The sequence below is a fragment of the Kitasatospora sp. NPDC051702 genome (genome assembly GCF_040681575.1).
In the GTDB taxonomy this organism is placed as follows: Bacteria; Actinomycetota; Actinomycetes; order Streptomycetales; family Streptomycetaceae; genus Kitasatospora.
Map to the genome: position 1 here is coordinate 20,932 of NZ_JBFAZB010000038.1, position 14,801 is coordinate 35,732.

Annotated in this window: 14 protein-coding genes; 8 read left to right on the forward strand and 6 right to left on the reverse strand. The window is 76.3% G+C overall.

Going from position 1 to position 14,801, the window contains the following annotated elements; all coding sequences use genetic code 11:
- The first annotated feature begins 60 nt into the window (after positions 1-60).
- Together treY and treZ are read left to right on the forward strand one after the other, a co-directional pair.
- A complete protein-coding gene (gene treY, locus AB0N04_RS27145; RefSeq protein WP_360212374.1) occupies positions 61-2,556 on the forward strand; it encodes a malto-oligosyltrehalose synthase in 2,496 nt (831 codons plus the stop codon).
- On the forward strand, positions 2,553-4,283 hold the full coding sequence (gene treZ, locus AB0N04_RS27150; RefSeq protein ID WP_360212376.1) for a malto-oligosyltrehalose trehalohydrolase: 1,731 nt from the start codon (positions 2,553-2,555) through the stop codon (positions 4,281-4,283). The genes treY and treZ overlap by 4 nt, the downstream gene beginning before the upstream one ends.
- 67 nt (positions 4,284-4,350) lie before the next feature.
- On the opposite strand, the gene AB0N04_RS27155 is transcribed toward treZ, so the two are convergent.
- A complete protein-coding gene (locus AB0N04_RS27155) occupies positions 4,351-5,244 on the reverse strand; it encodes a transketolase C-terminal domain-containing protein (protein ID WP_360212486.1) in 894 nt (297 codons plus the stop codon).
- Between the two features lie 139 nt (positions 5,245-5,383).
- Positions 5,384-6,088, reverse strand: coding sequence for a transketolase (locus tag AB0N04_RS27160; protein WP_360212378.1), 705 nt, complete (start codon positions 6,086-6,088; stop codon positions 5,384-5,386).
- Between the two features lie 57 nt (positions 6,089-6,145).
- Between AB0N04_RS27160 and soxR the strand changes: the two genes are divergently transcribed.
- On the forward strand, positions 6,146-6,667 hold the full coding sequence (gene soxR, locus AB0N04_RS27165) for a redox-sensitive transcriptional activator SoxR (protein WP_360212380.1): 522 nt from the start codon (positions 6,146-6,148) through the stop codon (positions 6,665-6,667).
- 6 nt (positions 6,668-6,673) lie between these two features.
- Here the strand turns inward: soxR and AB0N04_RS27170 are convergent, their stop codons facing one another.
- Positions 6,674-7,195 (reverse strand): GNAT family protein, encoded by a 522-nt coding sequence (locus AB0N04_RS27170; RefSeq protein ID WP_360212382.1) that lies wholly within the window; start codon positions 7,193-7,195, stop codon positions 6,674-6,676.
- A 149-nt stretch (positions 7,196-7,344) separates the two neighbouring features.
- Between AB0N04_RS27170 and AB0N04_RS27175 the strand changes: the two genes are divergently transcribed.
- The 4 genes from AB0N04_RS27175 to AB0N04_RS27190 all read left to right on the forward strand — a co-directional run bounded on the left by AB0N04_RS27175 (position 7,345) and on the right by AB0N04_RS27190 (position 11,497).
- Positions 7,345-7,776, forward strand: a complete 432-nt coding sequence (locus tag AB0N04_RS27175; RefSeq protein WP_360212384.1) for an SRPBCC family protein — start codon at positions 7,345-7,347, stop codon at positions 7,774-7,776.
- A gap of 332 nt (positions 7,777-8,108) precedes the next feature.
- Positions 8,109-8,885, forward strand: coding sequence for a class I SAM-dependent methyltransferase (locus tag AB0N04_RS27180; RefSeq protein ID WP_360212386.1), 777 nt, complete (start codon positions 8,109-8,111; stop codon positions 8,883-8,885).
- Positions 8,882-10,141 carry an alpha/beta hydrolase-fold protein gene (locus tag AB0N04_RS27185; RefSeq protein WP_360212388.1) on the forward strand — a complete coding sequence of 420 codons (1,260 nt, stop codon included), beginning with the start codon at positions 8,882-8,884 and terminating at the stop codon, positions 10,139-10,141. Before AB0N04_RS27180 ends, AB0N04_RS27185 begins: the two co-directional genes overlap by 4 nt.
- A 552-nt stretch (positions 10,142-10,693) precedes the next feature.
- Positions 10,694-11,497 carry a hypothetical protein gene (locus AB0N04_RS27190; RefSeq protein WP_360212390.1) on the forward strand — a complete coding sequence of 268 codons (804 nt, stop codon included), beginning with the start codon at positions 10,694-10,696 and terminating at the stop codon, positions 11,495-11,497.
- Between the two features lie 153 nt (positions 11,498-11,650).
- Here AB0N04_RS27190 and AB0N04_RS27195 read toward each other — a convergent pair whose 3' ends face one another.
- Positions 11,651-12,205 (reverse strand): hypothetical protein, encoded by a 555-nt coding sequence (locus tag AB0N04_RS27195; protein WP_360212392.1) that lies wholly within the window; start codon positions 12,203-12,205, stop codon positions 11,651-11,653.
- 163 nt (positions 12,206-12,368) lie between these two features.
- Entirely contained in the window at positions 12,369-13,250 is an 882-nt protein-coding gene (locus AB0N04_RS27200) for a LysR family transcriptional regulator (protein ID WP_360212488.1), read from the reverse strand.
- Between the two features lie 79 nt (positions 13,251-13,329).
- On the opposite strand from AB0N04_RS27200, the gene AB0N04_RS27205 reads away from it, so the two are divergent.
- Positions 13,330-14,055, forward strand: a complete 726-nt coding sequence (locus AB0N04_RS27205) for a hypothetical protein (protein ID WP_360212394.1) — start codon at positions 13,330-13,332, stop codon at positions 14,053-14,055.
- Positions 14,056-14,191: 136 nt separating this feature from the next.
- Here the strand turns inward: AB0N04_RS27205 and AB0N04_RS27210 are convergent, their stop codons facing one another.
- On the reverse strand, positions 14,192-14,695 hold the full coding sequence (locus tag AB0N04_RS27210; RefSeq protein ID WP_360212396.1) for a GNAT family N-acetyltransferase: 504 nt from the start codon (positions 14,693-14,695) through the stop codon (positions 14,192-14,194).
- Positions 14,696-14,801: the final 106 nt, after the last annotated feature.

Here is a 14,801-nt window from a genome sequence, read left to right on the forward strand (position 1 = left end):
TCACCTGTTCGGGTCAGCAACGGGTCTTGGCGGCGGGCTCCCCCGGGTACTCATGGACCTATGACCTCCGCCGCCGAGCCCGCGCAGCCCCGCCCGGCCGCCACCGTCCCGACGTCCACCTACCGGCTCCAGCTCCAGCCCGGCTTCACCCTGCACGACGCCACCGCCGCCGTCCCCTACCTCGCCGCCCTCGGCGTCTCCCACCTGCACCTGTCCCCGCTGCTGGAGGCCGCCCCCGGCTCCACCCACGGCTACGACACCGTCGACCACGGCCGGATCAGCGAACAGCTCGGCGGCGAGGGCGCACTGCGCGCGCTGGCCGCCGCCGCCCACCGGCACGGCCTGCGGCTGATCGCCGACGTCGTCCCCAACCACATGGCCGTGCCCGTCCCCGAACGGCTCAACCGGCCGCTCTGGGAGGTGCTGCGGGACGGCCCCGACTCCCCCTACGCGCCCTGGTTCGACATCGACTGGACCGCCCAGCCCGGCCCCGCCGACGCCCCCGGGCGCGGCCGGGTGCTGCTGCCGCTGCTCGGCGACCGGCTCGGCGCCGTCCTGGACCAGCTGGCCGTCGACGGCCCGGTGCTGCGCTACCACGACCACGAGCTGCCGCTGCGCCCCGGCACCGAGGGCCTGCCCCTGCCCGAGCTGCTCGCCCGCCAGTGGTACCGGCTCGCCTGGTGGCGGCTGGCCCGCACCGAGCTCAACTACCGCCGGTTCTTCACCGTCAACGAGCTGATCGCCGTCCGGGTCGAGGAGCCCGAGGTCTTCGCCGCCACCCACGCCGTCCTGCTGCGGCTGCACGCCGACGGCGTCCTGGACGGCTTCCGGATCGACCACCCCGACGGACTCGCCGACCCGCGCGGCTACCTGCGCCGCCTCGCCGAGGCCACCGGCGGGGCCTACACCGTGGTCGAGAAGATCCTCACCGGCGACGAACGGCTGCCCGCCGACTGGCCCTGCGCGGGCACCACCGGCTACGACGCGCTGCGCCGCATCGACGGCGTGCTCACCGACCACGCGGGCGCCTGCCGGCTGGCCGGGGCCTACCCCGCCTTCGTCAGCGGCGCCGCCGACACCACCGCCGCCGGCGAACCCTGCGCCGACCCGCACCCGGCCGTCGCCGCCGCCCGGCGCGGCCGGGCCGACATGACCGGCCCGCGGGGCGAGCTGGCCGCCGAGGTCGACCGGCTGGTGCGCACCGCGCTGCGGATCGGCGCCGCCGACCCGGCGCACGCCGACCACGCACCCTGGCAGCTGCGCGACTCCGTGCGCCGGCTGCTCACCGGCTACCCCGGGTACCGGCCCTACGCGCGGCCCGGAGAGCCCGTCCCGGCGGCCGCCGAGGCCGGGCTGCGGGCCGCGCTGGACGGCTCGGCCGACCCGACCGACCGGCTGGTCGCCGCGCTGGCCCTCGGCACGGCCGGCCGCGGGCCCGAGCACGACGAGTTCTGCGAGCGCTTCGCGCAGACCGCCGCCGCGGTGGCGGCCAAGGGCGTCGAGGACACCGCGTTCTACCGCTGGAACGCGTTGCCCGGCCTCAACGAGGTCGGCGGCGAACCCGCCCGGCCGGGGCTGCGCCCGGCCGACTTCCACGCCTGGTGCCGCGACCTGGAACAGCACTGGCCGGGCAGTATGACGGTGCTGTCCACCCACGACACCAAGCGCAGCGCCGACGCCCGCGCCCGCCTCGCCGTCCTCGCCGAGCAGCCCGGGGCCTGGGCGGCCGAGGCCGCCGCCTGGTCCACCGCCGCCGGGCCCGGCCCCGACCGGGACGGCGACTGGCTGCTCTGGCACACCCTCGTCGCGGCCTGGCCGATCGACCCCGACCGGCTGGTCGCCGCCCTGCTCAAGGCCGCCCGCGAGGCCAAGCTGCGCACCTCCTGGACCGCCCCCGACCCCCGCTACGAGCAGGACGTCGAGGCCCGCGCCCGCGCCGTGTACGCCAACGCCGGGCTGCTCCCCCGGATCGAGGGCAAGGTGCACGCCATCGCCCCGTACGCCCGCGCCAACACGCTCTCCGCCGCGCTGCTGCACCTCACCGTCCCCGGCGTGCCCGACCTCTACCAGGGCAGCGAGGAGCCGCTGTACACCCTCGTCGACCCGGACAACCGGCGCGCCGTCGACCTCGGCGCGCTCGCCGTCCGGCTCACCGACTCGGCCACCCCCCGCCCCGGCGACCTCGCCCGCGAGAAGCTGCACCTCACCACCACCGCCCTGCACCTGCGCCGCGCCCGCCCGCTCGGCCGCTACCGGCCGCTGGCCGCCACCGGGCCCGCCGCCGACCACCTGCTCGCCTTCGCCCGCGGCGAGGACGTGATCACCGCCGTCACCCGGCTCCCGTACGGGCTGGAGCGCTCCGGCGGCTGGCGCACCACCGCCCTGGAGCTGCCGGCGGGCGGTCCCTGGACGGACCGGCTGACCGGCCGGCCCCACCCGGCCGGGCCGGTCCCGGTCGCCGAGCTGCTGGCCGCCCACCCGGTGGCGCTGCTGACCCGGCCCGCCGCGCCCGGGGCGGCCTCCACCGCGACCACCGACCCGACGGAGAGCGCGTGAACCAGTACGAGGTCTGGGCCCCCTTCGCCACCGACCGCGTCGACGTCCGGGTCGACGGCACGGACCACCCGCTGGCGCCCGACGCGGACCGCGACGGCTGGTGGTCCGGCGAGGCGCCGGACGGCGACTACGCCTTCCGCCTCGACGGCGGTCCGCCGCGGCCCGACCCCCGCTCGCCCCGGCAGCCGCACGGCCCCGACGGCCCCAGCCGCCGGGTCGACCACGCCGCGTTCCACTGGTCCCGGACGGGCTGGCGCGGCCGCCCGCTGCCCGGAGCGGTGCTGTACGAGCTGCACATCGGCACCTTCACCGCCCGCGGCACCTTCGAGGCCGCCGCCGAACACCTCGACCACCTCGTCGGGTTGGGCGTCGACTTCGTCGAGCTGATGCCGGTCTGCCCGTTCCCCGGCCGGCACGGCTGGGGCTACGACGGGGTCGCGCCGTGGGCCGTGCACGAGCCCTACGGCGGGCCCGAGGGGCTGAAGCGCTTCGTCGACGCCGCCCACCGCAAGGGCCTCGGCGTGGTCCTGGACGTCGTCCACAACCACCTCGGCCCGTCCGGCAACCACCTGCCCGCCTACGGGCCGTACTTCACCGAGCGGCACCACACGCCCTGGGGGGCGGCGGTCAACCTGGACGCCCCCGGCTCCGACGAGGTGCGCCGCTACCTGATCGGCAGCGCCCTGGCCTGGCTGCGCGACTACCGGATCGACGGCCTGCGGCTGGACGCCGTGCACGCCCTCGCCGACGACCGCGCCGTCCACTTCCTCGAGGAACTCTCCCACGAGGTCGACAGGCTGGCCGTCGCCACCAACCGCCCGCTGTTCCTGATCGCCGAGTCCGACCTCAACAGCCCGCGCACCACCGCCGCCCGCGAACACGGCGGCCACGGCCTCACCGCCCAGTGGAGCGACGACCTCCACCACGCCCTGCACTGCGCGCTCACCGGCGAATCCCAGGGATACTACGGCGACTTCGCCCGCCGGCCGCTCGCCGCCGTTGCCAAGACCCTCACCAGGGGCTACTTCCACGACGGCACCTGGTCGAGCTTCCGCGGCCGCCACCACGGCCGGCCCTTCCCGCCCGAGGGCGGGCACCGGCTGCTCGGCTACCTCCAGACCCACGACCAGATCGGCAACCGGGCGCTGGGCGACCGCCTCTCCAGCGCCCTCCCGCCCGGCCGGCTCGCCTGCGGCGCCGCCCTCGTGCTCACCTCGCCGTTCACCCCGATGCTGTTCATGGGCGAGGAGTGGGGCGCGGCCACCCCCTGGCAGTACTTCACCGACCACACCGACCCGCAGCTCGCCGAGGCCGTCCGGCAGGGCCGGCGGCGGGAGTTCGCCGAGCACGGCTGGGCCGCCGAGGCCGTCCCGGACCCTCAGGAGCCCGCCACGGTACTGCGCTCCGTCCTCGACTGGACCGAACCCCGGCGCGCGCCGCACTCCGAACTCCTCGACTGGTACCGGACGTTGATCGCGCTGCGGCGCGACCGTCCGGAACTGTCCGACCCGGACCTCGGCGCCGTCCGGGTCACCCACGACGAGGCGACGCGCTGGCTGGTGGTGCACCGCGGGCCGTACCGGATCGCGGTCAACCTCGGCACCGCCGAGGCCGCGGTGCCGCTGGGGGCGGCCGGGCGGGAGGTCGTCGCGGCCTTCGGACCGGCCCGGCTCGACGGCTCCGCGGTCCGGCTCGCGGCGGACTCCGTCGCCGTCGTGGCGGTCTGAGCGGCCCGGCGCCGCGGCGCGACCGCCCGGGTCACCCCCGGCCCGGCACCGCGCGCGACCGCCCGGGTCACCAGAGGAAGGTGCCGATCCGCTCCCGCAGCGAGGCCGCGTCCAGCCCGTAGGCGGCCAGGTGCTCCTCGATCGAGCCGTAGTGCCGGTGCTCCTCCCGCGGCACGCCCAGACCCAGCACCCGGTGCGCCCGGTCGGCCAGCGCCGCGTGCGCCTCGTTCGACGAGGTGCCCGCCAGGTACGGCTCGACCAGCACCACGTCGGCCCGCTCCCCCACCGCCGCGCGCAGCCCGGCCGCGTCGAAGGGGCGCACCGTCGCCGCGTACAGGACCGTGACGTCCAGCCCCTCGGTGGCCGCCAGCACCCCGTCCAGCATCGGCCCGACCGCGAGCACCACCCCGCGCGAACCGCTCCGCACGGTGGTGAACCGCCCCGCCTCCACCGGCACGGCGGCCGCGTTGCGGTGCGCGGACAGCCGGACGTAGACGTTGCGGTCGCCGTCCGCGGCGGCGTGGCGCAGCAACTGCTCGGCCTCGTCCGGGTGGCCGGGCACGTGGACCGTCCAGTCCGGCAGGGTGTCCAGCAGGGCGACGTCGCCCGGCGACATGTGGGTGCGGCCGCCGGCCGGCCAGTCGTAGGAGCCGGCCGCGCTGACCAGCACGGCGCCGACGCCCTGGTGCACCAGGTCCAGCTTGACCTGCTCGAAGGGCCGCTCGATCAGGAAGCTCGCGAAGGTGTGGGCGATCGGACGCATCCCGGTCAGCGCCAGGCCGCCGGCCGCGCCGATCAGCAGCTGCTCGCGGATGCCGACGTTGACCACCCGGTCGGGGTGCCGCTCCCGGGCCGGACCGAAGGAGGCGGCGGTGATGTCGGCGAGCACCAGGGCCAGTCGCGGGTCCTCGTCCAGCAGCCGGGAGGTGACGTCGATGAAGCGGTCGCGCATGGTTTCCATCAGGGTGGTGCCTTTCACGGTGTGCGTCCTGGTGTGCCGGTCGGTGCTCCGGCGCTCGGTCTGTGCTCCGGCTGTCGGTGCTCCGGCGCTCGGTCTGTGCTCCGGCCTGTCGGTGCTCGGTGCCGGGGCCTGGCCGGGCTCAGGAGTCCTTGGGCTCGACCCGGGCGACCACCGCGTGCGGGCGGCCGGGGTGTTCGACGGTGAAGGCCTCGTACAGCGCCTCGTGGTCACGGCCGTCCACCGTCCGGGTGGACCAGCCCTCGGCCGCGAACCGGGCCGCGATCCCGCCCTGCCAGCCGTGCGTGGCCGAGGAGTTGTCGATCACCACCACGTGCAGCCGGTCCAGCCCGTACGCGCCGGCGAACGCCACCGCCTCGTGGTTGGAGCCCTCGTCGAACTCGGCGTCGCCGACCAGCACCCACACCGCCGGATCGGCCAGCCCCTGCGCCCGCAGGCCCAGCGCGGTGCCGACGCCCAGCGGCAGCCCGTGGCCCAGCGAGCCGGAGGCGATCTCCACCCCGGGGACGAGCAGCCGGTCCGGGTGGTGGCCGAGCGGGGAGTCGTAGCCGCCGAAGCCCGCCAGCACCGCCGGATCGACGAAGCCCTTGGCCGCCAGCACCGCGTAGTAGGCCATCGGGCCGTGGCCCTTGGAGAGCAGGAAGCGGTCGCGGTCGGGCGCCTCGGCGCGGTCCGGGGTGACCCGCAGCACCCGGTCGTACAGCACCCAGAGGGCGTCCAGGGTGGAGGTGGCGGCGGGCCCGTGCTTCTCGTCGCCGGTCATCAGGCCCATCAGGCCCGGCAGGTCCTCGAAACGGGTGCTGACCGCGGTCGCGTTCGTCGTCATGACCACGATGGTGCAACTTCAAGCCGACTTGAGGTCAAGCGGCTACAGTGGGCGTCCATGACGGCGACACCCGACCACGGCCGCGCCCCCGGGCCGCACCGCAACGACCTGCTCACCATCGGGCAGCTCGCCCACCGCAGCGGCCTCGCCGCCTCCGCCCTGCGCTACTACGAGAGCCTCGGCCTCATCCACGCCACCCGCACCTCCGGCGGCCAGCGCCGCTACACCCGCGGCACGCTGCGCCGGATCGCCTTCGTCCGCGCCGCCCAGCGGGTCGGCCTCTCCCTCGACGAGGCGCGCGTCGCCCTGGACCGGCTCCCCGAGCGCCCCGCCCCCAGCGGCAACGAGTGGGACCTCGTGGCCGCGTCCTGGCAGAGCCGCATCGACGAGCAGATCGCCGAACTGGAGCGTCTCAAGGCCAAGCTCAGCGGCTGCATCGGCTGCGGCTGCCTGTCGCTCTCCCGCTGCTCCCTCTACAACGCCGCCGACCGCGCCGGCGAGGCCGGCCCCGGCGCCCGCTACCTGCTCACCCCCGGCACGGACACCGCACCGGCCCCCGCCCCCGACCCCGGCCGCTAGGGACTCTCAGGGCCGGGGGTCGGTGCGCAGCAGGCTGTAGCGGACGACGTCCCGCCAGGCGCCGTCCCGGAACGTCGCGCTGCGCCGGACGCCCTCACGGGTGAAGCCGCACTTCTCCAGCGCCCGCTGCTCGGCGAGGTTGGTGTCCTCGGTGTCGGCCTCCAGCCGCATCACCGGGGTGTGCGCGAACAGGTAGTCCGCGAGCAGGCGTTGGGCCTCGGTGCCGATGCCGCGCCCGCGTGCCTCGGGCCGCAGCTGGGCCCCGATGTTCCAGCAGGACGCCAGGCCGACCGAGCCCTTGCGCCGCCAGGCGACGAAGCCGGCGAACCCGCCGCCGGACAGCACCGCGAGCACCGACTGGTCGTCCCCCAGCAGGCCGTTCTCCAGCCAGCGGCGCCGGAAGCGGCCCGGGTCCCGCCAGCCGAACCACTGGTACTCGCCGAGCGCCTGCGGGTCGGCCAGCAGCGCTTCGAAGAGGGGCAGTTCGGCTTCGGTGACGGGGCCCAGGGAGATCCGTTCATCGTTCATGAGGAACCCAACGGGCCGCCGGTCGAGGCGGTTCCCACAACGGCCGGGGTCAGGCCGGCAGCCGTCCGGCCCGCCTGCTGGCGTCCGCCGCCCGCCGGGCCGAGGATGGCAACCGTCCGAACGGCACGTCACGAAAGGCGGCGGCACCCATGGCGGGAACCAAGGTCAGCACGGTGGTGGAGGCCCCCGCGGAGCGGGTCTGGGCCCTGGTGCGGGACTTCCACGGCCTCGGCGGCTGGCACCCGCACCTGCCGGAGAGCCGGCTCGGCAACGAGCTGACCGGCAACACGATCGGGTCGGTCCGGGTCTTCGGGTTCGAGGGCGTCATGCTGCGCGAGACCCTGCTCGCCTACGACGAGGAGGCCCGCAGCTACACCTACGGCTTCCCCGACGGCACCTTCGAACTGGACCGCTACCGGGCCACCCTGCGGGTCACCGAGATCACCGAGCTCCGCGCCAGCTTCGTCGAGTGGACGGCCCGCTACGACGTGGCGCCCGAGCACCGCGAGGCCGCCGCCGGCCGGGTGCACGGCGTGTTCACCTCCGGCCTGGCGGCCCTGCGCGAGCGCTTCGCCGGCTGAGGCCGGCCGGCCCGCGGCGGCGGGCACCGTGCCGCCCGCGCGGCCCCGCGCCGCACCCGCCGCGACGGCCCCGGCGCGGCCCCGGCGCGGTCTGCGGGCCCGCCCCGCGGACCGTGCCCCAACCGTGATCCGGGCGCCCCCGCAGCGCCTCCCGGGGCCGCTCGCAAAGGCCTCCTGACGGGCCGCCACACCCCCGCCGCCGCCCCGCCGCCCCCGCCCCGGCACCCCCCGGCCGACCCCCGCCCAGCCCCTGCCGCAGCCCCCGCCCCACCCCTTCCCACCTGCGGTGACGACCCTGTCGGCGGCCGTCCGCGATCACTACGCTCGACCTCATGAACCGCAGCATCCGCACCACCGAGGACGTTCTCGACCTGCTCGACCGGCTCTTCCCGCCGGCCGCCGACCGCTGGACGGACGGGGCCGCCGCCTGGTGGGACGGCTTCTACGCCGACCGCTCCGCCGACCGCCCGTTCTTCGCCCCCAAGCCGGACGAGAACCTGGTCTCCTACCTCGACCGCGGCCTGCTCTCCCCGGGGCGGGCGCTGGACCTCGGCTGCGGGCCGGGCCGCAACGCGATCCACCTCGCCTCGCTCGGCTTCGACGTGGACGCCGTCGACCTCTCGCCCACCGCGATCGCCTGGGCCGAGGAGCGCGCCTCCGGGGCCGGCACGGCGCGGCGTCCGCGGTTCCACCGCGGCGGCATCTTCGACGTCGAACTCCCGCACGCCCGGTACGACCTGGTCTACGACTCGGGCTGTCTGCACCACCTCCCGCCGCACCGCAGGATCAGCTACCTGGCCCTGCTCGACCGCGTCCTCGCCCCGGGCGGGCACTTCGCCGTCACCGCCTTCGCGGCCGGCGCGATGGGCTCCGAGCGCCCCGACGAGGAGCTCTACCGCCTCGGCGGGCTGGAGGGCGGCCTGGCCTACTCCGCGGACGAACTGCGGGCGCTCTTCGCCGACTTCACCGCCGTCGAGGTCCGCCCGATGGCGGCCCAGGAGGCCGACTCGCCGCTGTTCGGCATCCCCGTTCTCCTCACAGCCCTCTTCCAGCGTCCTACCAGCCTTTCATCCGCTTCTCATCCTGCGCGCCTAGCCTCCGCCGGATGAACGTCTCCCTGCTCGGCGGCTGGTTCCCGTGGACGGTCCAGGCCGCGGCCCTCGCCCTGTTCCTGGCCGCCCTGGGGTGGCGGGACCGGGCCTGGCGGCGGAGGCGGGGCCCGATCGCCCTGGGGGCGGCGCTGGCCCTCACCGCGCTCGCGGCCGCCGGCGTGCTCACGCTCTCCGGCATCACCGACCCCGTCCCGTTCGGGGTGTGGCTGTGGGGCGGCGTGGCCGTCGCGGCGCTCAGCGTGCTCGGCTTCGGCTGGCGCGGCGCCCGCTGGTGGCGGCGGGCGCTGGCGCCGCCGGCCGCGCTGCTGGCGCTGTTCTGTGCCGCGAACAGCGTCAACGCGGCCACCGGCTACTACCCGACCCTCCAGGACGCCGTCGGCGAACTGACCGGGCAGCCGCTGCCGCAGCAGGTCACGCTCGCCGAGCTCGGCTCGATCCACGGCAGGACCACGACCGGCCGGATCGTCCAGGTCGACATCCCGGACACGGCGAGCGGCTTCGCCCACCGCCAGGAGCTGGTCTACCTGCCGCCCGCGTGGTTCCGCAGCCAGAACCGGCCGAAGCTGCCGGTGCTGGAGATGATCGGCGGCGAGTTCGCGGCCCCCGACAACTGGGTCCGCTCCGGCAACGCGGTGCGCACCGTGGACGACTTCGCCGCCCACCACAACGGGTTCGCCCCGATCCTGGTCTTCGTCGACGCCACCGGCGGGTTCCGGGTGGACACCGAGTGCGTGGACGGCCCGCACGGCAGGGCCGAGAGCCACCTGCTCAAGGACGTCCCGCCGTTCGTCCAGAAGACCTTCAACGCCGCCACCGACCCGCACAGGTGGGGCGTCGCCGGCTGGTCGATGGGCGGCACCTGCGCCGTCGACCTGACGGTCGAACACCCCGACGTCTTCACGCACTTCGGCGACTTCTCGGGCGACCGGGGGCCGTACATCGGGGACCGGGACCACACCGTCCAGGAACTGTACGGCGGCGACGCCGCGGCCTGGGCGGCCCACGACCCGCTGACCGTCCTCGCCCACCACCCCCGCTACCAGGGCGTCTCCGGCTACTTCGGGCAGGGCGACGAGGAACACGCCCAGATCGAGTCCGCCCGGGCCCTCGACGCGGCGGCGCGCAAGGACGGCATCCGCACCACCACCGCCGTCGGCTCCGGCAAGCACAGCTGGCAGACCGGCGCCGCGACCTTCGCCCGGGCCCTGCCCTGGCTGGCCCAGCAGCTCGGCGTCCCCGGCACCCGCGCCTGACCACCGTGCCACGGCGGCGGCGCCGCCCTGGGGAAGCCTTGGTGCCGGAGCCGCCCGGCGCCCCGTCCGGGCCGCCCGCGCGCCGCCCGGCCGATGGCCCGGACGGCGCGCGGGACCCGCCCCGGGCAGCGGGGATCCCCGCCGGGGCGCCGTCCGGGCGGTCAACGCACCGCCTGGCATGCCCATTTCGGCCACCGCAGCGCGACCATGGCTTCCGACACGCCCGCACACATGTTCACCACCATCCCGCTGCAACCGCCGGGAGCCGCGGGCCACCCGCCGCAATCCCGCTTTGCTCCCGGCGGCCCGGTGGCATAAGTTTCGACCGCCGTCGACACAGCCGACCCTGACCGCCCCTCAGACCAGAGGTGCGCGGCGGAGCCAGGGGGCCGGACGGCGGGAACCACGGGGGAAGGAAGAGCCATGCCGAGTGCCCGCGACCGCGGGTCGGCCGGGCGGCGAGGACGGAAGGCCGGCACCGCGCACACGCGGCCCGCGCCCACCGCGCGCCCGACCCCGATCCACCACACCGGACACTTGGGGAATCGTCAGTTGCGTAGCACCGGACCGGCCGCCACCGCCGTGGCGGCACTCGTCTGCCTGGGAGCGCTCAGCGCCTGCGGACCGGACACCAGCGGCCAGGACGCGGGCCGGACCGCCGCGCCCGCGCCCACCTCCGCGGCACCCTCCGCCGCCGCCACCGGCGCGGCCACCCCCGGCGCGACCAAGCCCGCCGCCGGCGGCGCCGACAAGGGCATCCCGGCCGCGGCCTGGATGGACACCAAGAGCGTCCCGATGGACGAGACGTACCACTACGCGCCACTGGCCGCCAACGCCAAGCCCGTGACCGGCGCGGTCGCCTTCAAGGGCATGGAGCTGTGCCGCGCCGTGCCCGCCAAGGACGACGAGGGGCTGTTCACCGGCGTCGCCGCGAAGGCCTCGGTCGGGTTCGGCGGCGACCGCTGGACGGCCCAGCAGACCGTGCTCTCCCACGGGGACCCGACCCACAGCAGCGGCACCAAGCAGCTCACCAACCTGGCGGACGCGCACCTCGTGGACGCCCTCAAGGGCTGCGCCAGGACCACCCCCGGCGCCACCGTGAAGGTCGTGAGCGCGGACGGCGCGCCGTACTTCGCCGCCGTGCTGACCGTCCCTCAGCCGGACGGCTCGACCGCCACGCTGCACGAGTACGTGGTCACCGACGGCGGCTTCGTCAGCGAGCTGTCCGTCTGGGCGACCACCAAGGGCGGCGCCCAGCCCAAGGACGCCTGGAAGGCCCCCGAGGACCGGTACGTCGGCACCGGCATGACGGCACCGCTCTGCGAGGCCCTGCCGGGGTGCGACGGGCACCAGTGACGCCCGGGGCGCACCCGGGGCTCCGGGAGCACCGCGAGCACCCGGAGCCCCGGGGGTTCGAGCGGTCCCCGTAGTCCAGCACCACCCACAGACGGCCGCCCGGCCCGTCCGGCACAGGGGACCGGACGGCCCGGGCGGCACTCGTTCAGCCGGTCACAGCCCCAGCCGCCCGAGCGCCGTGGTCCAGTCGCTCGCGATCGCGCTGCGGGCCGCGGCGAGGGTCACCCGGCCGTTGCACACCGCGTTCTTGAGCTTCGTCTCGACGCCGTCCTTGCCGGTGGCCGTCTGGCTGCCGTAGCGCGGCTCGGGCCACAGGTTGCGCGGGTCGCGCGGGGCGCCGCCGAGCTCGAGCGGGACGAAGTGGTCCTCCTCGTAGTCGGACGGGTTGGTGTCCGAGAAGCCGTACTGGGCGATCTGCTGGGTCTTCAGGGCGTTGGTGTAGCTCGTCGGCGGGCGGACGGTGGCGGTCCAGCCGGAGACGCAGATGGTCCGGCCGATGGTGGCCTGGGTGACGTCCGGGTTGTAGGCGCCCGGGGTGCAGGACGGGTCGGGCAGCGGCAGGTAGGCCTGCGAACAACTCGCCGCGAGCGGGCGGGTCTTGACCGGTGCCGCCTTCGCGGGGGCGGCCTGCGCGGTGCCGGCGGCGAGCCCGGCGGCGGCGAGGGCGGTCGACGCGGCGACGACGGTGAGGCGCTGACGGAGCATCATGAGGGCGTTCTCTCCTGGGCCGGCCCGGCCTCCCGCCGGGCGGATGCGCCCATGACAGCACCGCGGAGGCGACCGCCGTCAGGCCCGGGACGTGAACGCCTGGTGCGCCCGCCTCCACAACGGCGCCCGCGGCGTCCACCCACCCACGGCGCCCACCCACCCGTTACCCGACCAGCAGCCGCGCCAGCAGCGCCGCCGGCCCTTCCGGCAGGCTGCCGTGGACGAGTTCGGTGCGGTGCACCAGCCGCGGGGCGGCGATCGGCGCGGAGGCGACGCCGGCCGCCCCGGCGAGGACCGGGGCCGGCAGCAGGGTGAGCCCGTGCCCGGTGGCGACCAGGGCCAGCAGCCCGTGCACGTCGGTGCCCCGGTAGCGGGTGGCCGGCCGGAAGCCGTCGACGCCGGCCGCGGCGCGCAGCCGGTCCGCGGTGGGGGTGAGGTCGGGGGCGTCCAGCCAGCGGGCGGCGCTGAGGTCGGCGAGGGCGACGCCGGCGCGGCCGGCCAGCGGGTGCCCGGCCGGCAGGGCGACGGCGACGGGCCGCTCGTCGACGGCGACGGTGCCGAGCGGGCCGACGTCGGGCAGCGGCAGCGGGTCGCTGGGCGCGGCCAGGCCGTCGACCAGGGCGAGATCGACCTCGCCGGTGGCGACCTGGGCGGGCAGCACGTCCTGGGCGAGGACCCGCACGACGAGGTCGACGCCCGGATGGGCCCGGCGCACCTCGCCGAGCACGCGCCCCAGCTCCGCCCCGACCGCCAGCGGGGTGGCTCCGAGCACGAGCCGGGCGCTCGGGGCGCCGGCCAGGCGCGCGACGTCGGCGCGCGCCGCGTCGAGCCGGACCAGCAGCGGCGCCGCGTGCTCCAGCAGCCGCCGGCCGGCTCCGGTGGGGCGGACCGGACGCCGGTCGAGCAGGCCCGCCCCGAGGTCGGCCTCCAGGGCGGCGATCTGCTGCGAGACCGCGGACTGCGTGTAGCCGAGTTCGCGCGCCGCCTCCGAGAAGGAGCCGAGCCGGGCGACGGTGACGAAGGTGCGCAGCTGCTGCGGATCCACGGCGGTCATCAACTCTTCTGATCGATGGGTAAGAAATCATCGTTGGCGCTGATCTCGGGTGCGGCGTCAGGATAGCGGCATGACGTACCTGACCCCCCGGATCGCCCTGGTCGGCGACCGCTCCCCCGCCGTCCGCTCGCACGCCCGCGTCCCCGGCCTGCTCGACGCCCTCGCCGAACGCGACCGGCTCGTCCTGGACGCCTACTGGATCCCGACCGAGGAGGCCGCGGCACCCGGCGCACTGGCCGGCTTCGACGCGATCTGGCTGCTCCCCGGCAGCCCCTACCGCAGCGAGGCGGGCGCACTGGCCGCCGTCCGGACGGCCCGCGAGCGCGGCATCCCGTTCCTCGGCACCTGTGCCGGCTTCCAGCACGCGGTGCTGGAGTTCGCGCAGAACGTCTGCGGCCTCGCCGGGGTCGTCCACGGCGAGGAGCACCCGCAGGGGGACGAGCAGGTCATCGTCCCGCTCGCCTGTTCCCTGGTCGGGCACGAGGGCGCCGTCGCGATCACCCCCGGCACGCTCGCCGAGCGGGTCCTCGGCACCACCCGCACCCAGGAGCGCTACCACTGCAACTACGGCCTGAACGCGGACTACCTGGAGCGGCTGCGGACGCACGGACTGCTGTTCAGCGGCGCGGACGACAGCGGCGAGACGCGCGTCCTGGAGCTGCCGGACCACCCGTTCTTCCTGGCCTCGCTGTTCCAGCCGGAGCTGTCCGGCGACGGCAGCCGGCCGCACGCCATGATCCGGGCGCTGGCCGCGGCCGCCGTCGCGCACGCGGCGGGGGCGCCGGCCGCGGTGTGACGGCCGCGGCGTGGACCGTCACGGCAGCACCACCACTGCGAAACCGCCGCAGGGTGCACATGACGCGGCCGTCGCAGGACGGCCGCCGGGCCGTCGGGTGCGCCGGGGGGCGCTCCCCGGCGGCCCGGGCACGGTGTCACATCGGCAGCGAGCGCAGCCGCACCGGCCCCTCCGGCCATCCGGCACCCGCCGCCAGCGGCGCCCACATGGTGCGCAGCGGCATCACCGCCAGCCGCCCCCCGGGCTGTTCCACCGTCACCTCCTCGGCGACCTCCCGGAATCCCAGTCCGCGGTAGAAGGCGGCCAGCGGCGGGCGGCAGAACAGCAGGGCGTGCCGGTGGCCGAGCTCGCGGGCGTGGTCGAGGGCGGCCCCGACGACGACGCCGGCCAGGCCGCCACCGCGCCGGTCGGGGGCCACGCAGACCCCGCCGACGCCGATCACGACCAGGTCGGTGCCGCCCACGGTGAGCGGCAGCGGCAGCAGGCCGGTGTGGGCGATCAGCCGGCCGTCGGCGGCCCGGATGCCGAAGTGGACGTCCTTGGGCAGGAAGGTCAGCCCGGTGTGGGCGACGCCGTACGGGTCGTCGCCGGGGCCGAGGATCTCGTCCTGGTCGGCGCGGGCGTACTGCGGGAGTCTCACGACGGCCGGCGGAGCGAGGAGCGCCGGTGCGGCGGGCGACGGCACGGGTGACGAGGAGGCAGGCGACGGCAGCACGGGTGACGAGGGTGCGGAAGTCGGCGGCGCG